Below are 23,216 nucleotides of genomic sequence, written 5' to 3' on the forward strand. Positions count from 1 at the left end.
AGGAGAGTATTCCCTACTCCCCTTCGTACTAATGCAGATTACCAATACAATCTAACAAGCTCTGGCAAGCTCGAGTTTATTGTTTGCTACCTTTTCGCTAATCAGCAACACCGGCTCTTGTTGATACAAGCGCTCTACAAAGCCCTGGAAACTAGCGGTAAAACGCGCTTCATCAACCAGCTTACCAAATACTTCTTCTAGCATTAAAAAACTAAGGCTGTCTATTTGGTTATTACTAGCCGCGTTGTGTAACTTATCAGCTAACACATCGTTGATTTCAAGTGACTTCCCGTCTTGAGAGGCATGCCTGTCTGAATAGAAGGCCCAGCAAGCAACAACTAAAGCACTTATATCGGTGTCTCTGTTGGCCGCCAAATTATCTCGTACGGTGGGAAATAAAAACACCGGAAGCTTAGCCGAACTTTCAAGGCAAATTCGCGCTAGCGTATCTTTAATGAAAGGGTTGGAGAAACGAGATAGCAGCGTATCTCTGTATTCATACACGTCAATCCCCTCTACTGGGTCGAGTGTTGGCATAACCTCTTGTTCCATAAAGATTGATAGAAGACGCTTTAACTGTTTCGCTTCAACACTTTCATGGATAGTTTCAAGCCCTGCTACAGAACCAACCAACCCAAGTACTGAATGGCCCGCATTAAGCATACGAAGCTTAAGCTTTTCGTACGGTGCCACATCGCTTACAAACTGCGCGCCGACTAAATCTAAACACGGCTTGGTATTGCAAAAGTCATCTTCAATAACCCACTGGTCAAAAGGCTCACACACTACAGGCCAAGCATCTTCTACGCCCTGAGCCCTTAACGTTGCGATATCTTCATTTGTGGTTGCAGGCGTTATTCTGTCTACCATTGAATTAGGGAAACTCACGTTTTCGTCAACCCAACTAGCAAACGCTTGGTCAAACAGTTCAATATACGCAAGCAGCATTTTCTTTAACACATGGCCATTGTGTTGAATATTGTCACAGGACATAACGGTAAAAGGCCTAACGTTATTTTCTTTGCGTTTTTTAAGCGCGGCAACTAAATAGCCGAAAACCAGTTTAGGCGTTTTGGGGTTTTCGATATCGTGAATGACATCAGGGTTAGTGGTAATAAATTCCCCTGAGGAAGCATCAAAATTATAGCCACCTTCGGTAATGGTTAACGATACGATGCGTACTTCGGGCTCAGCCATTTTATCAATGACTGCTTGAGGATCGTCCGGCGCCATCAAAAACCCCGTCATTGCACCGATAACTGATGCACTGCGGGAACCATCATTGTGCTTTTCAACCAAGGTATATAAGTTATCTTGTTCGTCGAACACTTTTTTCATTGCACGGTCGTTCTCGCGAAGACCCACACCACAAATGCCCCACGATAGATCGCCGGTTTTTGCCATTAATCTGTCTACATACATGGCTTCATGTGCCCGATGAAAACCACCTACACCAATGTGAACAATACCCGTTTGAACGTTCTCCACATCATAAGCTGGACGCCTTATGTCATTTGGCAACGACGATAAGTTCGCTCTGTTCAATAAAATAGACGTTTGAGATTGCATAAGAACCTTATTAGCTTTGTAACGCTTTGTGGCGACGCATCGCCCAATACGCAGTAACGAAATAGATAACGGTGCACGCGAACCCAACATTAAAGAATAAGTCTCGGTTCAATTCGTAAGCGGCAACCGTGTCACTAAGAGAAAAAGTTTTGATTGCCAATGCTATGGACACCAACAAACTCGCTAGCGAAGTAAGACGCAGTAATTTAGATACGGCAGTAACGTCTTCAACGTGTTCGTTTTCTAACGCCGCTTCTTGCTGCTGATGAGCTTCAACACGTGCATTGAAAGCATCTACTTGTGCTTCTTGCTCAGGATAAGCTCGTTTTGCGCCATACTTGGCGGCCAGTGCTGTATAGACAGCTATAGTGAAGAACCACGTGGGTATGAATAGATAGTAAAAAGACATGACGTCTAATACATTTAAACCAAAGCCAAACACAAGCCCCAAACCCCAACTCGCTACCGCTGGTGTGCTGTGAGTAAGGCTTTGATAATGTGCCCAATAACGTGTGAATCCAATACGCGGAAAAATCATGTGCTCTGCGAACACAATTGCTCCCACAGGAACAACAAGTAATCCAGCATACGTTAACAGTGGCAGTAATTTAGTAAACACGAACGGAAAACACGCAATTGCAACGGTGACCATACCGACGACCGCGGTCGTTGTAGTACGCGATTTATCTTTAAAAATAGCTTGCGCGGCAAGTCCAGCGCGATAGAGATTCGCGTTTGCTGTAGTCCAGCCTGCAACGATAACTATAACGAGTCCAGAAAGACCTAATGCATTGAAAGCCACATCGCCCGGGTCTAATTCACCAATGGACTTTTGAACAATAACCGCTGTTCCTGCGCCCATAATGCCGGCTGAAATCCATGCTATATAATGACCAAATAACATCCCCGCCGACGTACATAAACCGTAACGTTTACGCTTGGCAAAACGCAGTAACGCCATATCAATAAGGCCGAAATGCGTTATCGTGTTCGCTGCCCACGAAAAGCCAATCACTTCTAATAAACCAATACCAGGCTCACCACTTTGGGTGAAGCCCGTCCACACCGATGTACTACCGATATGAATAAAGTCATTCCACGATGTAAGAAACGTTTGCCCAATTACAGATTCAGCGAGTGCAGGCATTAGAATAAGTGGACCGCAAATGAACATGGTGAACAACCAAGGCGCACAAATACGAGAAAAATTGGAAACGGCGTTAAAGCCATACATAGCGACAAAGACAACTATCACACCGACTGCAAGCACGACGGCAACAAAAGCTAAATTAGTCGGATACCAATTTAACTGCGCCGGAATATTCAATGCAAAACGCACAGCGGTTGCCGACACCGTAATCATAGCGGCCGATATCACTGTAAATATGATGACATTCGCCCAGTTATAGAGCTTGGTCATAGAGTCGCCAGCTATTTTCTGAAGATACGAGTACAAGCTCAAACGGGTATCTACAGCGATAGGCGTAGTGATAAGTGTCCAGCTTAGGACAGCAAGTAGATTACCAATTAATAAACCCAACAGAATGTCGGTCATGGTGGCGCCTAGCGCAACAAAGGTTGCACCAAATACGAATTCAGTTGCCGCCACATGTTCACCGGCGTACAAGCCCATGAAATGCTTCCATCCTTTCAGTTTATGTTTAGCGACGGGGAGTTGCTCGTCACTAACTTGTGAAATATCAATATCACTAGACGTCGACTTCATCTTCAAATCTCGTGTTGTAGGTGTATTTCCCACTGGTTTCAAAATACATCAAGAGCATTTGCCCAGACATTGGGATATATCTCAATTTTTGTAAATATTTGCATATACCCTCTACTTTGTAAACAGCCATTAACAAAATAAACGGAGGCTTGTTTATTTAATTAACACAATAAAAATGCACAATTAACCAATCAAAATAAACGCGATACAATCTATCTAATTGATACTATGAAGAAATTTTAGAGTCGAAATTTGAGGCCGAAAGCCGCGTATTTAGTCATAGGACTCAAGAACTGCCTGTTAAGGTAGAACAAAAGCCATCAATTACCTTACACTTAGGCAAATGTTCATATAATTGGGGCCTGTTGACCTTTGGTGTACGAATACGGAATTGGCAAGGGGACGTTGGTTAAATGTTAATAGTTAAAGGAAGGTGACTCTTGCAGGCACACAACGTGGAACTGGTGATTTTTGATTGTGATGGCGTACTGATTGACAGTGAAGTGCTATCGATGCAGGCGTGGCAAGCACTTCTGTCTAGTTTCGATATTGCATTATCGAAACAATATTTTATAGAGCATTTTCTTGGCAAGAGCATGGAGCACGTTCAGGGTAAGTTAAAAGATGACTTTGCGCTCACACTTACCACGTCCATGAAAAACAAATTCCATGGATTACTGTTCGACAGCTTCGAGTGCCATTTACAAAAGACTACCGGTATCACCTCTGTACTTTCTGCACTTAACTCATTAGGTATTCCATTTTGTGTCGCCACAAGCAGTTCACCTGAAAGAACAACAAAGGCGTTAACCAGTACAGGGCTTATTTCCTATTTTGAAGACCGCATTTTCACGCGAGCACTCGTTAATAAAGGCAAGCCAGCACCAGATTTATTTTTATATGCGGCAAATGCTCTCAACGTTGCTCCTACAAACTGCCTAGTTATTGAAGACTCTCAGCCTGGGATTGCCGCCGCTAAAGCCGCGGACATGCGCTACTTCCACTATACAGGTGGCGCACATCTACAGAATTGTATTGTGACATCGGACAACACCATTAATTCATGGGACGAGTTTTACTCTCGAATCCCTGACATTTTTGACATGAGAAAAATTAAATGAGTAAGAAAGCACAAAACGAACTCAATAAACTCGACGAGGCCGCCAGAGCAGGATGGATGTACTATGTTGGTGGTAAGACGCAAGATGAGATAGCTAAAACGCTCAAAACATCACGCCAAAGCGCACAACGCTTAGTGGCGTTATCCATGTCGGAAGGTCTTGTGAAAGTGCGCTTAGAACACCCGATTGCTAGATGTATGGAATTAGCGCAAGGCATAAAGAAAAAATTCGGATTAACTTTCTGTGAAGTCGTGCCCAGTGTTGATGACGATCCCAATTCAACGCTTGGCCTTGGTCAAGCGGGTGCAGCAGCAATAGAAAGAGCTTTAAAATTCGACGCTCCACAAACCATCGCGTTTGGCACTGGCCGTGTACTGCGTGCCTGTGCTGATGAATTGTCAATACTTCACTGCCCTCAGCATAAAATTGTTTCCCTTGTTGGTAATATTGCTGATAACGGAGAGGCGACGCGTTATGACGTGGCTGTTCACGTCGCCGACAGAGTTAAAGCACAGCATTATCCTATGCCTATCCCTGTAATAGCATCTAGTAAACTAGAACGGGAAATTTGGCAACAGCAACAACACATATCTAGAATTCACACGCTTGCCGAACAAGCGGATATTAGCTTCGTAGGCATTGGTAACTTAGGCAGTGTGTCTCCATTGTATAAAGACGGATTTATCGACGATGATCAATTAGCAACCCTCGCTGAATCTGGTGCAAGTGGCGAAATCATAAGCTGGATCTTTAATGAAGAAGGTGCGCTGATTAGTTGCGATATTAACGAGAGAGTAACGAGCTTTAAGTTGAAAGCAACGCCAGAAAAGCCTGTAGTGGGTGTTGCAGCGGGCGACAACAAACTGCACGCTATAAGAGGCGCTCTGCGATCGAAATTGCTCAATGGGCTCATCACGACAGAACGTACTGCCTCAGCACTGCTTACTTCTTAATTTCGTTCTTTTCTTATTAATACAATGCCTATTGCGTACATTGTTAATACGCATTAACTTCAACAAAAAGCAAAAAAACAGCATTAACGTTGTTTTTTTGCACTTTATTTGGCTATTTATTGACCTTCGATTGCAATTCAACTTAGTTTGCCTGCGCCCTTTAATACTATAGGCTACAGCGCATTTCATACCTCTTACATCTTTAGTCTAACGTATTATTCGATATACCTTGTTATTTGAATGAATGTTTTTCATTCGACCTGATTGTTTTTTAATTAATCCCGAACAGACAAACCGATTAATTAAACAAATATAACGAAGGAAATTTAACCATGTTGAAAATCGTTAAAACTTCTCTAGTCATCGCAGCATCAACATTAGCTTTTTCAAACGCAGCACAAGCAAATGACGTAAACGAGGCACTAGCAAACATCTGTACTATTGTTCAGGCTGACGACAAAGGCGAATTGCGTAAGAAGATGCGTCGCGTACAGTCTGACTTCAAATTAAAGTTACGTGATTATTACTCAGGTGTTTCATGCGGTGGTCAAAGCCTTATCCGCACGGCCTTAACGAACAACGCAGTTGAGGTAGGTACACTGCTTGTTAAGAAAATGCCAAGCAAAGACCTTTCTGAGCCCGAATCAGACGGCAAAACACTTCAAGCGTGGATAGCAGAGCAAGGCTTACAGAGCTCGCCAATTTCTGCTGAGCTTAACGATAGAATCTAAGCACTAATTCACATAGCCATGTGAGTCGATTCAACATGGTTGCAGCGTCAGCTGCAATGAAAGGCCCCGCTACGGGGCCTTTTTACTTTCTGTCTCTTTAAATTTTCACGTTCTTCAACCCAGTGACTTAGGTAATCAAGCTACGGTATGCGTGAGCTCGTAACGCAAGCTCCCCCTTTAGGTATGGTTTGACATACCATGTTATTTTACAACATGTTTTTCAAATAGTTAGATTCGGGTTTAATGCATCTCAACGAACGAACACAATCTTAATAACAACAACCGAAGGAATTTAACCATGTTGAAAATCGTTAAAACTTCTCTAGTAATTGCAGCATCAACTTTAGCTTTTTCTAACGCAGCTCAGGCTAATGACATCAACGAAGCACTTGCAAACATTTGCACAATTGTTCAAGCAGATGACAAGGGCGAACTACGTAAGAAAATGCGTAGCGTTCAATCAGACTACAAACTTAAGCTTCGCGATTACTACTCTGGCATTTCTTGTAACGGCCAAAGCCTAATTCGCACTGCTCTTACTAGCAATGCGGTTGAAGTAGGTACTCTACTGGTTAAGAAAATGCCAAGCAAAGACTTAGCAGAGCCTGAGTCAGACGGTAAGACACTTCAAGCGTGGATTGCTGAACAAGGACTTCAAAGCTCTCCTATTTCAACAGAGCTTAACGGCAGAATCTAATATAACTAATTAATCACACCATGTGATGTAACGATTCAACATGGTAGCGGCAGGACGCCGCACTGGAGGCCCCTTTTAGGGGCCTCACCCCTTTCTAGCCCCCTATAAAATTTATCACTTCTTTTTGTACCCATTCAGGTTTTTCCCTGTGTAACCAGTGCGACGCGTGCGGATTAAACCGCTTAATTATCAATGGAACATAGTGTTCGATTTTATCCAGTATACTTAGATCAAACGCATCATCCTGCTCTCCCCACAATAACAGGGTTGGGCAGTGAATGAATATTTCAGGTATACGAATATCATCCAACACTTTCTCAGATACATTCTTTTGTGGCACTTGTTGAGGCATTTGCCGATAGTAATTGAGCATCGCACTGAGGGTTTCAGGTTTACCCCAGTCGTTAAGTAGAGTCCTTGAATAGCTTGTTTCTTTCTCAAAAAAGCCGTTGCCTAACATATTTTTCAATAACGTAAAGCTTGTATTTGTAAGGGTCCGCTCTGCCCCCTTATCAATAAGCGCAGAGATATACTGGCTTTTTGCTCTTTGCGTAGAAGAGGTCTTTATTGCCCGTGTAAAACAAGAAGGATGAGCAGCATTAACAATAATAAGTTTGCTAATTAATGTTTGGTGAAAGGCTGCTAGGGGCCACGCTATTGCCCCACCCCAATCGTGTCCCAACAAAATAACCTTGCGGCCTTTTTGAACTTTCTCGATGAAGGCGGCCATTCGACTGATCAATGATGGAACTTGGTAGTCCGTTTCACTGGGTAGTGGACTCGATAAATGATAACCGGGCAAATCTGGGGCAATGATGTCAAGTGATGTGGGGAGTATCGCCATTAACGCTTCCCATGTGTGCGCATTTTCTGGGAAGCCATGAAACATGATAAGCAGAGGGTTCTCTGCGCTCTCTTCTTCTCGGGATAAATAATGAAGGCTGGCTCCCTCAACATTCACGTACTTTGAAACAACCACTGTGCTCACTTCCTCTATGTTGTTTTTAAGAAACAAAAAGGCCGAGCAAAATAACGTATCCAATGATGACTAGGTTAAATCATTATCTCGGCTACATTATTTTCTCGGCCTTTCGTACGTCTTTTAGTAGCGCACGTGTATTACTTTTATGTCGTTACTCGATAGCGAACATACTCTCTGGCATAGACATTAAGTTGTCTGCACCTGATTGCATAGCAGAAACCAGTGAGCGAGTACGGGTTAACAAACGGTCAAAGTAGAAGCCCGTTGTTAAGATTTTACTCTTATAAAACTCGGTTTCGGTGCTGCCTGCATCAAGCTGTTCTTGTGCTTTCACTGCCATTTTTAGCCAGAAGTAAGCAACGGTAACGTAACCTGAATACATTAAGTAATCGACAGACGCTGCACCAATTTCATCTGGGTTCGATGCTGCTGCCTTACCGATGTCCATAGTAATCTGCTGCCACTCGTCAAGGTGAGAGTTTAGCGCGTTAGTCCAAGCACTAAACTGAGCGTTGTCACGCAATGAATTACAGTAGTCGCGCACTTCTTGAACAAACACATTAAGCAATTCGCCATTAGAACCCATTACTTTACGACCTAATAGGTCAACGGCTTGAATACCGGTAGTACCTTCATACATGGTGCAGATACGGGTATCACGAGCTAGCTGCTCCATGCCCCATTCTTTGATAAAGCCGTGGCCGCCATAAACCTGCATACCGTAACTCGTGGCTTCTTGCGCGGTTTCAGTTAAAAAGGCTTTTACGATAGGCGTTAAGAATGCAAGTTTTGCATCCGCAAGTTGCTTCTCAGCCTCGTCGCTACCATACAAAGTAACGTCAACTAACTGCATACAGTAAGCGGCAAGCGCTCGGTTGCCTTCCGCGAACGCTTTCTGCGTTAACAGCATACGACGTACATCAGGGTGCACAATAATAGGATCAGCTGGGCCATCAGGGTTTTTACGCCCTGTTAATGAACGGAACTGAATGCGGTCTTTTGCATAGCGAAGCGCACCTTGGAATGCTGCTTCAGATGATGCCAAGCCTTCAAGACCAGTGCCAATACGTGCGGTATTCATGAACGTAAACATGCAGTTTAGGCCGCGGTTTGGTGGCCCAATCAAATAACCTTTTGCACCATCGAAGTTGATCACGCAGGTCGCGCTGGCTTTGATACCCATTTTATGTTCAATGCTTCCGCAGCCTACTGCGTTTCTATCTTGCTTTTCGCCATCTTCAGACACGTTAAATTTAGGTACAACAAATAGTGAAATACCTTTGGTCCCCTCTGGCGCATCTGGCAATCGAGCTAACACAATGTGTACGATATTTTCAGACAAGTCGTGTTCACCTGCCGAAATAAAAATCTTCGTTCCTGTTAAGCTGTAAGTACCATCTTCTTGAGGTTCCGCGCGACATTTCAACATGCCAAGGTCTGAACCGCAGTGTGCTTCGGTCAAACACATAGTGCCTGTCCACTCACCGCTAACCAGTTTTTCAAGGAACATTTTTTGTAGCAATTCAGAGCCATGGGCTTTTATTGTTGCCATACAGCCCTGGCTTAGACCTGGGTACATCGCCCAAGAATGGTTTGCGCCTGAGAACCACTCAGCAATGATAGATGACAATGAATATGGTAGTGCCTGACCGCCAAATTCTTCAGGGTGAGACATTCCTGGCCATCCGCCCTCAACATACGTTTGATAAGCTTCTTTAAAACCTTTAGGCGTTGTTACTTCACCATCAACCCACTTACACCCTTCTTCATCGCCTGATGCATTGATGGGTGCCAGTACGTTCTCTGAAAACTTTGCAGCTTCAGCGAAAATCGCCGACACCAGATCTTCAGATGCTTCGTCGAAACCTAGCTTTTGATAGTGATTTTGATAATTTAGTAGCTCATGTGTTACAAACATGGCGTCACGTTGTGGAGCTTTATAACCTTCCATACCCAATACCTATATTACTTCAAATAGACCAGCAGCGCCCATGCCGCCACCGATACACATGGTGCAAACAACATATTTCGCACCGCGTCGTTTACCTTCGATGAGTGCATGACCCACCATGCGAGCACCGCTCATGCCGTATGGGTGACCAATAGAAATGGCACCGCCGTTTACGTTTAATAATTCGTCTGGAATGCCTAACTTATCGCGGCAATATAGTACCTGTACTGCAAACGCTTCATTAAGCTCCCATAGACCAATATCGTCCATGGTTAATCCATGCTGCTTTAATAGCTTAGGAATGGCGAACACTGGGCCAATTCCCATTTCATCTGGCTCACAGCCTGCCACTGCAATACCGCGATAAATACCAAGAGGTTGAGCATTGCCTTTTGCCGCTGAGTGCTCATCCATAATCACTGTCGCGCTGGCACCATCAGAAAGCTGGCTTGCATTACCTGCGGTAATACAACCACCTTCTATCACTGGGTTAAGCGCTTTAAGCCCCTCTAGCGTTGTTTCTGGGCGATTTCCTTCGTCTTTCGACAAGGTCACTTCACGCTCAGAGGTTTCACCTGTTTCTTTATTAAATAAGGCTTGCGTTGCAGTGATAGGTACAATCTCATCATCAAACTTGCCCGCTTCTTGAGCCGCTGCTGTGCGCATTTGGCTTTGGTAACCGTATTCGTCTTGTACGTCACGGCTAATGTTGTAGCGCTTACCCACCACTTCCGCAGTTTGAAGCATTGGCATATAAATATCTTTGTGCTTAGCAACCAGTGCAGGGTCTACTGCACGAAACATATTCATATTTTTGTTTTGCACTAAAGAGATAGAATCTAAGCCACCCGCAACCATAATATTGGTATCGCCTGTACGAATTGAATTCGCTGCGGTAGCAATGGCATACATGCCAGAACTGCATTGGCGATCGAGTGTCATACCCGCTACGGTGACCGGTAAACCACCCGCTAGGCCAGCCAAGCGGCCAATATTCATGCCGCCACTGCCTTGGGTTAGCGCTGCGCCCATTACCACGTCGTCGACACTGGCAGGGTCGATCCCTGCGCGTGCTACTGCGTTTTGAATAGCATGGCCACCTAATGAAGGGGCTGGTAAATTGTTCAGTGCACCTTTATAAGCGCGCCCGATTGGCGTACGTGCTGTACTTACGATAACTGCATCGCGCATTTTCATGTTCCTTTCAGTTGGGCTGAAAGTTCAGCCAAAGTTTAGCTAGGCCTATTTTCTTTTTCTCGAAATCACCTAGCTTTACCAAATTCGGATGTCGGGTAACGAGAGCTATCGCTAGCTCTCACCGTCGATTAATTTTCGCTAACAAGAGCTATGACTACTTCGCTTTATAGCTTTTAAACGTGCCGCCGCTTTGGGCCAATTTCACCAACAAATCACTTGGTTCAAGCCACATTTTTCCGTAATCACCCAATTGATCACGATAGGTAGTCAGCTTATCTAAAATAGTGCCTAGCCCTACTTCGTCGGCATATTGCATAGGGCCGCCGCGATACACAGGGAAGCCATAACCGTAAACATAAATTACATCTATATCGCTAGATTTAGCTGCAATGCCTTCTTCTAAGATGGCAGCACCCTCGTTGATCAATGAGTACATGACGCGAACTAGAATTTCCTCATCGCTAATGTCTGAACGCTGAACCACGCCTAAACGTTCTGCTTCTTGCTTGGCAATTTCTAGTACTTCTGGATCTGGGACAGGAACTCGACTGCCAGGTTCATAGTTGTATGCTCCGCGTCCGGTTTTGAGTCCGTTGCGCCCCTTTTCTACTAAGCGATCTGCCACTGCACCGTAAGCGGGGTCGTGTGCAATGTGCTCTTGTCGAGACTGTCGTACATAGTAACCAATATCTAATCCAGCCATATCACCCATAGTGAACGGCCCCATTGGCATGCCAAACTCGGTTAAAACACGATCAACTTGCTCAGGTGTTGCTCCTTCAAGCAGTAAGCGGTTAGCTTCACGGCCGTAAGGCTCAATCATGCGGTTACCTACGAATCCGAAGCAAACGCCTACCAACACCGCTACTTTCTTGATGCGTTTAGCTATCTTCATGCAGGTTTTAATGACTTCAGCAGATGTCTTCTCTGCTTTAACCACTTCTAGCAGTCTCATCACATTCGCTGGCGAGAAGAAGTGAAGACCAATCACATCTTCAGGACGGGATGTGGCTGTCGCTATTTCGTCTATATCCAGTGTTGACGTATTTGAAGCCAAAATGGCGCCTGGCTTACACACTTTATCCAGCGTCGAGAATACGGTTTTCTTTACTTCCATCTTCTCGAAAACGGCTTCGATGACGAGATCAACATCAGCTAAGTCGTCATACGACGTGGTACCTGAAAGCAGTGCCATGCGTCTCTCTACCTGCTCTTGGGTTAACTTGCCTTTTTTCGCTGAGTTTTCGTAGTTCTTTCTAATAAGCGCTAATCCCTTCTCTAGCGCTTCTTCTTTGAGCTCAAGCATTGTGACTGGAATGCCGGCATTGGCGAAGTTCATAGCGATACCACCGCCCATTGTTCCGGCGCCGATAATCGCAACTTTATCAATGTTGCGCTCAGGAGTATTTTTGTCGAAATCGCTCACATGACCTGCTGCGCGTTCAGCAAAAAAGAAATGCTGCTGGGCACGCGCCTGTGGCGTATTCATACACTCCATGAAAAGCTTGCCTTCATTTTTAAGGCCATCTTCAAAAGCAAGCGTGTATGCGCCGCGTACCGCTTCGATACATTTTAATGGAGCAAAGAAACCACGAGTCGCTTTTTTAGTTTGTGCAGTTACTGCGTCAAACACCGCCTGCGTTTCATCAGACATGGACAGCGTGATATCACTGGTGCGTTTAATCGCTTTATCTGGCGTTAATGCTTGTAAATACGCTTTTGTATCTTCAAGTAAATGCTCAGGCTTATCAGAAATTTTGTCGAAGACACCTGGAAGTTTGACCACCGACGTAGGCTTGCCTGTTACGATCATTTCTAACGATGTTTGTACGTCGGCTAAGCGAGGAAGGCGCTGAGTACCGCCTGCGCCCGGTAATATGCCTAGATTTACCTCTGGAAGACCCACCTTATTGTCGGCAAAGGTGATGCGATGATGGCAAGCTAACGCCACTTCTAAGCCACCGCCGAATGCTGGTCCAGGGAGAACAGCAACAACCGGCTTAGACGCATTTTCAATCTTGTCTAGTACCTCAGGCAGCATGGGAGACAAATCGCCACCAGAGAATTCGCTGATGTCAGCTCCACCCGAAAAAATAGGTAGTAAAGAAGTAATAACAATGGCACTTACGCTGTCGTCATCTAGTGCATTGTTTATGCCTTCTATCAACCCTACTCTGATAGCGCGTGACAGCGCATTAACGGGCGCACTTTGCATTGTCAGCGTGGCAACACCCTGTTGTACTGCATAATCTACGGCTTTATTTTCCATCTCAGTCATAACCATGTCCTGTTTATCACGTTAACTGGATGTTATTGCAGTGTTGTCAATCATCCAAGTTTATTGGTGTTATAGACATTTATCATAATATTTAATATTGACCGCCAGCCCCTTTGTGAATTCATTTCTCTGCGCAGAGCCTGTCCTACCTTGCCTAAGGTTTATTTGACAGAAAATAAAACCGGTGTTTTTGTTAATCGGGCAACACTTGTAATTACATTTTATTTACAAAAGGATGATTGGCTATGCAAGTGCTTAAAACACCGGAAAGCGCCTTCGACACGATCACTGACTTTCCCTACTCCCCCTGTTTCACTGAAGTAACAGACACAGTAAGCAGTGAAATAACAATGGCCCATTATCAATGTGGACCGAAAGATGGACATACCGTGCTATTAATACACGGCGAACCGACGTGGGCTTATTTGTACCGCAAGATGATGCCCATATTGGCTGATGCGGGATTCAATGTCATCGCGCCGGATCTCATTGGTTTTGGACGCTCAGATAAACCAGTAAGAAAGGAGGACTACTCCTACGCTCGTCATGTGATATGGCTAAAAGACTGGTTTTCACAGGCTACTAAGGGCCCTGTTACACTCTTTTGTCAAGACTGGGGAGGTTTACTAGGCCTGCGACTTGTCGCCGATATGCCTGAGCGCTTTTCGGGTGTAATGGTGTCTAATACCGGATTGCCCACTGGCGACCACCCGCCAAGCGATGCTTTCATCAAATGGCGCCGATTCTCACAGGATGTCGCCGTATTTCCCACATCTACGATCATTCAAAACGCCACAACCACTGTTCTAGATGAGGCGACGCTTGCAGCTTACGACGCCCCTTTTCCAGACGAAAGCTCTAAAGCAGGTGCGCGTATGTTCCCTATTCTTGTTCCTACAAGCCCAGACAACGCTGAGGCACAGGCGAATAGACAGGCATGGGAAAAGCTAAAGCAATATGACAAACCTTTTGTTACGGCTTTCGGTGATAGCGACCCTGTCACTAAAGGTGGCGATAAGGTATTTCAAAAGCTCGTTCCTGGTAGCAGCGGTATGGCTCATACCCTTGTAGAAAACGGTGGTCACTTTATCCAGGAAGATCAAGGGGAAATGCTAGCCAAATTACTCATTCAATTTATAAACCAAACGCAGCTGAAATAGCCACGTTTCAAAAAACATTAAACAGTTACTAATAGGAGATTACCATGGATGCTCTACTCGACTTTTCAGGGCAAGTTGTATTAATTACCGGCGCAGGCAGTGGCTTTGGCCGCTTGTTATCGCTAGGTCTTGCCAACCGAGGAGCAAAACTCGTTCTTTCAGACATTAACGAAACCGCCCTTGAGGAAACGAAAAAGAATGTACAAGCACTCACTGATGTCGTGGTGCTAGCGGGTAATATTGCTAGTGAGTCGCTAAATAAGGCGCTGGTTGAAACAGCCATTGAAACCTTTGGCAAACTGGATATAGCCGTAAATAATGCAGGCATAGCGCATAACCCTGCACCAATTCATCAAATGACAGAGGAAATCATGGACTCGCAGTTCGCTGTGAATGTAAAAGGCGTTATGTTTGGAATGAAGTACCAAATACCCGTTATGCTTGCACAAAAGCAAGGGCACGTTTTAAATGTAAGCTCACTTGCAGGACTAGGTGGAGCCCCTAAAGGCGGTGCTTATGCTGCAGCAAAACACGCGGTTTCGGGGATAACCCGCACAGCCGCGGTGGAATACGGCCGAAAAAATGTTCGCGTTAATGCAATTTGCCCATTCTATAGTCCTACCAATATTTTGAACGTAGACGGGTACAACACCCCTGAAGCGCGCGAGCAACTAGGCATGGGAAGTCCTATGAAACGTCTAGGCGAACCGCAAGAAATCGTTAACACCATGATGCTGATGCTTTCCCCTGGCAACTCTTACATGAACGGGCAAACCATAGCAGTAGATGGTGGTGTTACAGCGTGGTAATTTTTATCTCGCAGTTTCGAAATACATGCAAAGGTATTTTTTGACATACCTTTGTATGACTCATCATGTTTCTCTTTCGTTCTACTTTAGGTGTAATGAAGAGGAACAAACAAAATCGATGAATGAGGCGCGTGCAACCGCCTCTGCAATCGAACCCCTATCAAGTAAAACCCAATAATTTTATTTAGCGATTAAGTTGAACAAAAAGAGAAAAATGTGATGAAAAAGCCAAGTAAAAACATTTTTTTAGCTACCACACTTTGTATAACCTATTCGTTGATTAACGTTAGTTTTGCGCAAGAAGCCCAATCTACGCTTGTAAATATGAAGGAAGTGCCTTCTTCGCAACTATTAAAGAAGCAACGTCAAAATAAACCGCTAGCACTAAGCACGGTGAAGCGCGGTACTGATGTTTCGCTTCAAACCACCAAACAATCCAAAAGCCAATACCTTATTCATAGCGCACTGCCAAGTCACCGCTTCAGCGCTAAGTAATTCTTAGGCGAGTACTCGTCTATCAGGTTAATCCTTTATTTAACGCCATTCTTTGCGTTTATTATTCTTTTTTACTCTATCGCACACGCAGCAATAGTATTCTACGAATCAAATATTTATACCAATCCGCATAGATAAGTGCTAACCGACGACATAGCGCTTTTGAAAAAGTAACGCCCTCGTAATGACATTAGCGACATATGAGTTAACTATACTAATTGTGAATAGCGCGACACCTATTTGAAAACTATCTTCAAGATTACCACAGGTAGAAGAAGTCACAGGAAAGAGGTGAACATGCTTTTAAAACCAAAACACATCGCGTTATTGTTCACGCTGGCAATTGCAGTATCTGCAATGGGATAAGCACGAAGGCGTTTCAACATGGAAACGCCCTTCGAAAGCGCTCGTCAGTAGTAGTTTTTCTTACTAAACGTGACGTAGGATTCTTTAGGTTAACGTTTAAAAAACTCAAAGCTTAGCGGGTACACCCACAACTCCCCTTTGTTCGCTTTGACTGCTGCCACGATAGCAAAGACGATGTTCATTAATCCAAGAGCGATGAAGCCTAGCGCTCCTATGATAATCAGCGTCAAGACAAAACAAATAACAGAGTAAATGAGCAAGCTTATTAACCAATTCGCTGTCACCCTGCCGTGCTGATTGATGTCTTCGTTTTGATCTTTGTGAGCAATCCATAGCACGATAGGCAATATGATACCTAAGCCAGGTATAATGAAACTGGATAACTGAGAAACATGAATGAGTGTACAGTAGCTTCGAGCGTTCAAGCCCCAGTAGAGTGGTTCTTCCGTTGACATAATGGTCCTTTTTATTGCGTTGGTTTGATTTGATAAATATAGGCGTTTTCAGTGTGACCGGCATCAAGCTTAACAGAAACAATGACCCGCTCATATTGGTCACCTTCAAACTCATCCAGCATGGCCCAGTTTTCGGCAAGTTGAGAAGACGTTAGCATCATGCCCTTCACCTCTTCTTTTGCCTTAGTTAGATCAGAAATAACAATTCCTGGAAACCCCATAACTGCTCCCCACCCTTGTTGAACTAAGTGCCCTTCTACCGTACCAGACTGCCACTGGCCATCAATATGAGCGACGATATGGTGATTTGGGCAATTAGGAGCAAGGCTTCCGTAGATAAACAACCTTTCTAAATCAGGTGTAGCAGACGTTACATTGTCATTGTTTTGCATTACTTTGACCCATTATTAAAAAACTTTTCGTCAGGTGTTGAGGCAAATTTAAAAACAGGCCCCAACCGTTCGCATTTCTAGTTATAAATTGCCTAAAAAAGCCAGTGCTTTTGTGAGAGTAATATCGAATTTGTTTTACAAAAGCAACACAGCGTTACACAATGCTAGAGCATGTCTATGTGAACGTCGACTCACGTAAAAAACACAATAATTAAAGGACAAAGTATGCTCAATCACAAACGTACTCTGATAGCAGCATTGGTAAGCGTTTCGCTTATGGGATGTGGCGAAAGTACAACACAGACAGAAACTAAACCGCAACTCACTGCACAAGACGCCAAGCAGTTTTTAACACAGGCGCAAAATGATATTGCAAAAATGCAAGTTCCTGCCGCGCACGCCGAGTGGAGCTACGCCACGAATATCAATTTCGATACAGCAGCAGTCAGTGCTTACTTTAATGAAGTGCTTTCTACCAAGGTTGCAAAGTTAGCTAAAGAAGCGGCGAAATTTAACGATGTAGACGTAGATGCCGACACCCGCAGACAGCTTGATCTACTTAAAAACAGTTTAACAATGCCGCCGCCGGCAGATGCGGAAAAAGCAGAGAGGCTTGCAAAAATTGGTTCTGACTTAAGTGCCATGTACGGCTCTGGTGAGTATTGCAGCGAAGATGGTACGTGCAAAAGCTTGGTTGAAATGAGCTCTGAAATGGCCACCCTACGCGATGCTGACAAGCTACTAGAATATTGGACAGGTTGGCGTGAAGTATCTAAACCAATGGCAGGACTCTATGCAGAACAAGTATCGCTTGCCAATGAAGGCGCTGCAGAGCTAGGTTTTGAAAACGTCAGCGCCTTGTGGCGTGGAAAGTACGATATGCCAGCAGATGAATTTCCAAAAGAGTTGGATCGCTTATGGACGCAAGTAGAGCCTTTCTACGAGTCACTACATTGCCATGTGCGCGCTAAGCTAGGTGAACACTATGGCGAAGACGTAGTACCTCAAGACAAACCAATTCCAGCCCATTTATTAGGTAACATGTGGGCACAGTCGTGGGGGAATATTTACGATATCGTTAAACCTCAGCAAGAAATGAAAGTTCCTGATGTTACAGGCGCATTAGCTGAACAGGGGTATGACGAAATCGCCATGGTTAAACAAGCAGAGTCATTTTTCTCATCGCTTGGCTTTGAAGAACTTCCAGATACCTTTTGGGAACGCTCTATGTTTCAAAAGCCTGAAGGCCGTGACGTTCAGTGTCATGCCTCTGCGTGGGATTTAGATGACAAAGACGATCTTCGTATAAAGATGTGTATTCAAAAGACTGGCGAAGAATTTAACGTTATTCACCACGAATTAGGTCACAACTACTATCAACGCGCTTATAAAGACCAACCACTTCTTTACCGTGGTTCGGCGAACGACGGCTTCCACGAGGCTATTGGCGACACCATCGCTTTATCAATAACACCTAAGTACCTTAAGCAAATCGAGTTAATTGATGAGATCCCAGACGCATCAAACGATATCGGTATGTTAATGCAAGTTGCGTTAGACAAGATTGCCTTCATTCCCTTTGGTCTGATGGTTGACCAATGGCGCTGGAAAGTGATGTCAGGTGAAGTAACACCTGAACAATACAATCAACTATGGTGGGAATTGAGAGAAAAGTATCAGGGTGTGATGGCCCCTGTTGAGCGCAGCGCCGACGCGTTTGATCCGGGTGCAAAATATCACGTGCCTGCGAACGTACCTTATACACGCTATTTCCTAGCGCATATCCTTCAATTCCAGTTCCATAAAGCACTGTGTGACATTGCAGGTGATGAGGGCCCGCTTAACCGTTGTTCTATCTACGGCAGTGAAGAAGCCGGTAAAGCACTTAACGAAATGCTAGAGATGGGTATGAGCCAACCTTGGCAAAATGCGTTAGAAACACTGACAGGCTCACCGCAAATGGATGCCAGTACTATCGCAGACTACTTTGCGCCACTAAAAACGTGGTTAGATGAGCAAAATGCTACACGCCAGTGTGGCTGGTAACTATATCCGTTATGATTAGCCACTGGCTAACATAATTCATGCAGTCCAAAAAGCCTCGAATTTCGAGGCTTTTTTTGTTGAATTTAAACTTTTGTACCATTGTAAGAGCGGTAGATTAGCGTAACGTTAGTGTATAAATTTTATGTAATTTTTGATTATATTATGCGCATCCTGTTGGTACTTTCGCTTTTCATAGTTTTTACTGCAACTTGCAGCCTACCTGCACGCGCGAAACCTATTGCCCCAGCGTTTCATTCCTACAATATGGATAGTGGTATCGCCCACGTATCCATTTCAGATATTGCGGAAGATAAATATGGTTTTCTGTGGTTGGCATCGCAGTCTGGTGTCGATAAATTTGACGGCTATACATTTCGAAACTTCGGCTTGTGGGGTGAAGACAAGTCAACAGGCCTCCAAACCCTGTTCGCCCTTCAGATAGAGGCAAGCTTAGACGGTCAATACCTGTGGGTGGGGACATACAGCGGGCTGAGCCGTATAGATGTTGATACTGAGTCGTTCAAGCACTACACGTTACCGGCGTCAGAGCCTTTCAATAAACAGGTAATTAATAGGATCAAGACCACCCACAATGGCCAGCTTTGGATTGTCTCTGAACGAAACCTTTACACATACTCTCCAGAATCAGACAGTGTAGAACTGGTCAGCTACCTTCCCAGTACCACGAGTACGCTGACAGACATAGAGCTTATCGGCAACACGCTTTATGTCACTTCCACTTCAGGCCTTTATAAACTTGATCCGTTTAAAAAGTCACTTGAGCTAGTGGCTTTTGAAAACATGAACTTTACTCGACTAGTGGCAGCAGAGAAATCTCAATTCTGGTTGGGTACCGCTACCCACGGCGCATGTTTGTTCAATCCCGACGAGCAAAGCACTACCATCGACAAAAGCTGTACCTCTGAAACTCACGGATTATCTGATAACTACGTTACAGACATCTTATTAAAGGACAACGATGATATATGGGTTTCTACTCAGCGTGGGCTGAATATTTTAACGTCACATAACCCTAACTCTGTGCTGCGTGCTCCGATTAACGAGAAAGATGCGGCCAAAGAGAGAGTTTCAAGCCTTTATCAAACGAAAGCTGGGCTGGTTGTCGTTGGCACCAGAGACGATGGGTTTGCGATCAGTAATCCTCTGCTTAGCAACTTCTATTCTCAGGAAATAGGCGAAGGACGAATCATCTCCTCTTTATCAAATTACAAAGATAACCAAGTATGGGTAGCGAACGAAAAGGGCCTTTGGCTTTACGACACGATAAGTAAAACTCAAGAAGGCCCATTTACTTCCAATGGTGCATTTGCGAGTAGCGAAGACACTAACGATAAGCTGTTGAGCGTGTTTTATCATACAAAGAGCGATGCATTATGGGTAACCACACGCACAGGCCTCGCCAAACTGAACCCTCAGACCAGAAACCTAGAATTTGTTGCGCTGAATGGTAAGTCGGGTTACAGCATTAATATCGATGATGACGGAGACATTTGGTATGGCGGCTATAGCGATGGGCTGTTTGTATATCGCCCGTCAGAAGATAGGGTAATAAAGCAATGGCCATTGTCGCTGACAACGAGAATTGTTTTGGACGACAATGAGAACGCATGGTTAAGTACGGTATCCGGTTTATTTGTTGCGAATAAACTGACTGGAGACTTAACCAGCATCAGTGAGTTAACGGACAAGATTTCAGATCAAACTGTAGTGACGTGGATTTCTCAGTCGAAACGCGGTGGTTATTGGATTGGAACGCAAGCAGCTGGACTCTTCTTTATGTCTAAAGAAGGCAGTGATTTGTCAACGATTAAAGTGACACAAATTAAGCCTGAAAGTCGATTGAGCAATGTATCCATCGGGGCAATTGTTGAAGATGATGAATATGGGCTTTGGATCTCTACAATTGAAGGGATTGCGTATTTAGCACCTAACTTGTCTACCCTTTCTTATTTCGGTGCAGAAAACGGCGCACTGTCTACGGGTTACTATATTGGCTCTGTCACCGTAACTGAAAATAACACAATAATGTTTGGTGGAGCGGAAGGCTTAACACAATTTACTCCTTCACAAGTGGCAAATGTAAAGTGGTCACCTGGAGTGCACCTCACAAACGTTGAAACGGTGAGTAGGAACGAGCAAAACGGAACAACCTATCAGCAAAGACAGCGCCTAGACGAGGTAATCGAACTTAAACATAATGATATTGCGCTCACGATTGAATTTGCCGCCACTGATTATATGAATGCAAACGAACTTACGTATGCCTATAAACTCGCAGACTTTGAGAACAGCTGGCGCTTTACTGACTACAAGACAAGAACGGCCACCTACACCAACTTGGACCCAGGACGCTACCGCTTCACTGTTAAAGCTATAAATCAAGAGAATGAATGGAGCACCAATGCAGCGCAACTTGAAATACTTGTAGTTCCACCATGGTGGGATAAGCCTATATGGCGTGTGGCGATTACCCTGCTAGGCATGCTGTTGATTTCATCGATGGTGTGGCTGAGGATAGCATCGTTGAAAAAGCGCTCTGCTGAACTTGCACTAAAAGTTGAGGAAAAAACCCGAGACTTAGAAGCGGTCGTAGAAAAGTTGACGCAGCTTTCAACTCAGGACGCATTGACGGGTCTCAAAAATCGTCGCTACTTTACACAAAGAGCCAAGGCAGCATGGCAAAATTATAAACGCCATAATCATACTTTCTCCTTGCTAATTGTTGATATTGATTTCTTCAAGCGTATTAACGATGAATACGGTCATCATGTGGGTGACACAGTACTGGTCAAAATAGCTAGGATCCTGGAAGATAGTTTAAGAGAAAGTGACGTTATTGCGCGATGGGGCGGTGAGGAGTTTCTTATATTGCTGCCTTCATTAAAGGTACAAGAAGCATTTTGGGTGGCAGAAAAGCTACGTAAAACTGTCGCGGATTACGAAATCGATGCTCCCCCCTACTCTGTATCGGCTACCATAACCTGTGGTGTAGCGGATATACGAGATTACGATAGTGTCGAGGCTTGCATTCACGCTATCGATAAAAAGCTATATGTCGGCAAAGAATCAGGCCGAAATGCGGTGATAAAATAGCCGCTGGCTGATCATCGTACCCATTAGTTTCTCTTCCCCCCATTGCATTGCCGTTTAAATGGCAATGCATGCAGGCAAACGTTTTGTCATGCATTTTATCGCAGTAATTGATCGCTTTCCTTTTTACCCGCCTATGTATTGTGAATTCTTAAGTAGCTTAAGATAAGCGAAATCACCCACAAGGAGGATGAAAACATGGCAAATGTATTAGTAATCGGCGCATCAGGCCAAATTGGTAAGCAAGCAACAGTGAAATTGTTGGATGCCGGTCACAAAGTCGTAGCGCCAGTAAGAAGCCCAGACAAACTGTCAGATATCCAAAATGCCAACCTCACAGTGGTTGAGCAGGATTTAGAAAAAGATTTTTCAGCACACTTTGAAGGTGTGGACGTTGCGGTTTTCACAGCAGGTTCAGGCGGTAGCACCGGCGCAGATAAAACACTTATGATTGATCTTTGGGCGGCCCGCAACGCGGTTAACTATGCAAAAGCGGCGGGGACTCCCAAATTTGTTATGGTTAGTTCTATTGGTGCAGACGATCCTGACGCCGTGGAGTCAGCAATAAAACCATATTTGGTTGCCAAACACATGGCCGACGAGCATTTAATTAATAGCGGCTTACATCACGTAATTCTTCGACCTGGCACTTTATTAAATGAACCGGGCACGCATTTAGTACGAACCGATATGCCAAGCAATAGGGACGATGCTGTAATACCAAGAGAAGATGTAGCGACAGCTATTGTCGAAAGCGTTGCAAGAGAAAGTAATGCTGACTTGATCACCTATTTATTTAAAGGTGATACACCAATTTCCCATATTTTCTAGGTGATCGACGCCCTCTCATTTGCCAATGCGTTATCGCGTCTATCCAAGCTAGAGAGGGCTTACTTTTTGCTTAGGTCGCCTGTTTGTATACTGCTGACTTAGGTGGTGCCCAGAATAGGCAGTATCACGCACTTAATATGTGCCTACTTAGAGGCTAGAGATAGTCACCTACGGTATCAATGACTGACTAACCCAGTTGCCATTCCCGTCTTTTTGATGCCACTCTCGACTTTGAGGGTTACCTCTCAAATTCAGGTAATCTACGCTATCAATAGCCAGCATGATCACGCAAAAGTGAGGTGGAACTACACCAAAATCCCCTTCAACCTGTAGTGCCGAACCATCG

The 23,216-nt window shown here is 44.5% G+C and carries 18 protein-coding genes; 10 read left to right on the forward strand and 8 right to left on the reverse strand.

The genetic code is table 11. The annotated features are described in order from the left end of the window. Window positions 1-51: 51 nt before the first annotated feature. Window positions 52-1,569 (reverse strand): mannitol dehydrogenase family protein, encoded by a 1,518-nt coding sequence (locus QVA83_RS21090; RefSeq protein WP_156078270.1) that lies wholly within the window; start codon window positions 1,567-1,569, stop codon window positions 52-54. Between the two features lie 10 nt (window positions 1,570-1,579). Continuing rightward, window positions 1,580-3,295, reverse strand: a complete 1,716-nt coding sequence (locus QVA83_RS21095) for a purine-cytosine permease family protein (protein WP_156078269.1) — start codon at window positions 3,293-3,295, stop codon at window positions 1,580-1,582. A 440-nt stretch (window positions 3,296-3,735) separates the two neighbouring features. On the opposite strand from QVA83_RS21095, the gene QVA83_RS21100 reads away from it, so the two are divergent. From QVA83_RS21100 to QVA83_RS21115, 4 genes are all read left to right on the forward strand, one after another. Beyond that, window positions 3,736-4,416: an HAD family hydrolase gene (locus tag QVA83_RS21100; RefSeq protein WP_014976337.1), complete on the forward strand. Its 681-nt coding sequence runs from the start codon at window positions 3,736-3,738 to the stop codon at window positions 4,414-4,416. Beyond that, window positions 4,413-5,369, forward strand: a complete 957-nt coding sequence (locus tag QVA83_RS21105; protein ID WP_014949236.1) for a sugar-binding transcriptional regulator — start codon at window positions 4,413-4,415, stop codon at window positions 5,367-5,369. The genes QVA83_RS21100 and QVA83_RS21105 overlap by 4 nt, the downstream gene beginning before the upstream one ends. Before the next feature lie 332 nt (window positions 5,370-5,701). Next, on the forward strand, window positions 5,702-6,100 hold the full coding sequence (locus QVA83_RS21110) for a DUF3718 domain-containing protein (RefSeq protein ID WP_014949235.1): 399 nt from the start codon (window positions 5,702-5,704) through the stop codon (window positions 6,098-6,100). Between the two features lie 298 nt (window positions 6,101-6,398). After that, window positions 6,399-6,797, forward strand: a complete 399-nt coding sequence (locus tag QVA83_RS21115) for a DUF3718 domain-containing protein (RefSeq protein ID WP_014949234.1) — start codon at window positions 6,399-6,401, stop codon at window positions 6,795-6,797. Window positions 6,798-6,891: 94 nt separating this feature from the next. On the opposite strand, the gene QVA83_RS21120 is transcribed toward QVA83_RS21115, so the two are convergent. The 4 genes from QVA83_RS21120 to QVA83_RS21135 all read right to left on the reverse strand — a co-directional run bounded on the left by QVA83_RS21120 (window position 6,892) and on the right by QVA83_RS21135 (window position 13,205). Then, window positions 6,892-7,776 (reverse strand): alpha/beta fold hydrolase, encoded by an 885-nt coding sequence (locus QVA83_RS21120; RefSeq protein ID WP_156078268.1) that lies wholly within the window; start codon window positions 7,774-7,776, stop codon window positions 6,892-6,894. Window positions 7,777-7,930: 154 nt separating this feature from the next. After that, window positions 7,931-9,730 (reverse strand): acyl-CoA dehydrogenase C-terminal domain-containing protein, encoded by a 1,800-nt coding sequence (locus tag QVA83_RS21125; RefSeq protein ID WP_014949232.1) that lies wholly within the window; start codon window positions 9,728-9,730, stop codon window positions 7,931-7,933. A gap of 9 nt (window positions 9,731-9,739) precedes the next feature. Next, on the reverse strand, window positions 9,740-10,921 hold the full coding sequence (locus QVA83_RS21130) for an acetyl-CoA C-acyltransferase (RefSeq protein WP_014949231.1): 1,182 nt from the start codon (window positions 10,919-10,921) through the stop codon (window positions 9,740-9,742). A 160-nt stretch (window positions 10,922-11,081) separates the two neighbouring features. Beyond that, window positions 11,082-13,205 (reverse strand): 3-hydroxyacyl-CoA dehydrogenase NAD-binding domain-containing protein, encoded by a 2,124-nt coding sequence (locus QVA83_RS21135; RefSeq protein WP_156078267.1) that lies wholly within the window; start codon window positions 13,203-13,205, stop codon window positions 11,082-11,084. Between the two features lie 245 nt (window positions 13,206-13,450). On the opposite strand from QVA83_RS21135, the gene QVA83_RS21140 reads away from it, so the two are divergent. The 3 genes from QVA83_RS21140 to QVA83_RS21150 all read left to right on the forward strand — a co-directional run bounded on the left by QVA83_RS21140 (window position 13,451) and on the right by QVA83_RS21150 (window position 15,669). Next, window positions 13,451-14,365 (forward strand): haloalkane dehalogenase, encoded by a 915-nt coding sequence (locus QVA83_RS21140; RefSeq protein ID WP_156078266.1) that lies wholly within the window; start codon window positions 13,451-13,453, stop codon window positions 14,363-14,365. 44 nt (window positions 14,366-14,409) lie between these two features. Beyond that, a complete protein-coding gene (locus QVA83_RS21145; protein WP_156078265.1) occupies window positions 14,410-15,174 on the forward strand; it encodes an SDR family NAD(P)-dependent oxidoreductase in 765 nt (254 codons plus the stop codon). A gap of 219 nt (window positions 15,175-15,393) precedes the next feature. Continuing rightward, the gene (locus QVA83_RS21150) at window positions 15,394-15,669 is read left to right on the forward strand and encodes a hypothetical protein (protein WP_156079110.1); all 276 of its coding nucleotides are present in this window, start codon (window positions 15,394-15,396) and stop codon (window positions 15,667-15,669) included. A gap of 455 nt (window positions 15,670-16,124) precedes the next feature. Here the strand turns inward: QVA83_RS21150 and QVA83_RS21155 are convergent, their stop codons facing one another. Both QVA83_RS21155 and QVA83_RS21160 read right to left on the reverse strand, forming a co-directional pair. After that, window positions 16,125-16,490: a DUF4870 domain-containing protein gene (locus QVA83_RS21155; protein ID WP_014949226.1), complete on the reverse strand. Its 366-nt coding sequence runs from the start codon at window positions 16,488-16,490 to the stop codon at window positions 16,125-16,127. Window positions 16,491-16,501: 11 nt separating this feature from the next. Continuing rightward, complete coding sequence (locus QVA83_RS21160; RefSeq protein ID WP_014949225.1) at window positions 16,502-16,882, reverse strand: gamma-glutamylcyclotransferase family protein; 381 nt, start codon at window positions 16,880-16,882, stop codon at window positions 16,502-16,504. 225 nt (window positions 16,883-17,107) lie between these two features. Between QVA83_RS21160 and QVA83_RS21165 the strand changes: the two genes are divergently transcribed. The 3 genes from QVA83_RS21165 (at window position 17,108) to QVA83_RS21175 (ending at window position 22,870) form a co-directional block, all read left to right on the forward strand. Continuing rightward, complete coding sequence (locus QVA83_RS21165) at window positions 17,108-18,928, forward strand: M2 family metallopeptidase (protein ID WP_014976329.1); 1,821 nt, start codon at window positions 17,108-17,110, stop codon at window positions 18,926-18,928. Window positions 18,929-19,192: 264 nt separating this feature from the next. Continuing rightward, window positions 19,193-22,042, forward strand: a complete 2,850-nt coding sequence (locus tag QVA83_RS21170; protein WP_231513063.1) for a ligand-binding sensor domain-containing diguanylate cyclase — start codon at window positions 19,193-19,195, stop codon at window positions 22,040-22,042. Between the two features lie 195 nt (window positions 22,043-22,237). Continuing rightward, window positions 22,238-22,870: an SDR family oxidoreductase gene (locus tag QVA83_RS21175; protein WP_014949222.1), complete on the forward strand. Its 633-nt coding sequence runs from the start codon at window positions 22,238-22,240 to the stop codon at window positions 22,868-22,870. Window positions 22,871-23,216 lie beyond the last annotated feature (346 nt).

Origin of the sequence: Alteromonas sp. AO-Serp (genome assembly GCF_017849675.1) — a bacterium.
Taxonomy (GTDB): Bacteria; Pseudomonadota; Gammaproteobacteria; order Enterobacterales; family Alteromonadaceae; genus Alteromonas; species Alteromonas macleodii.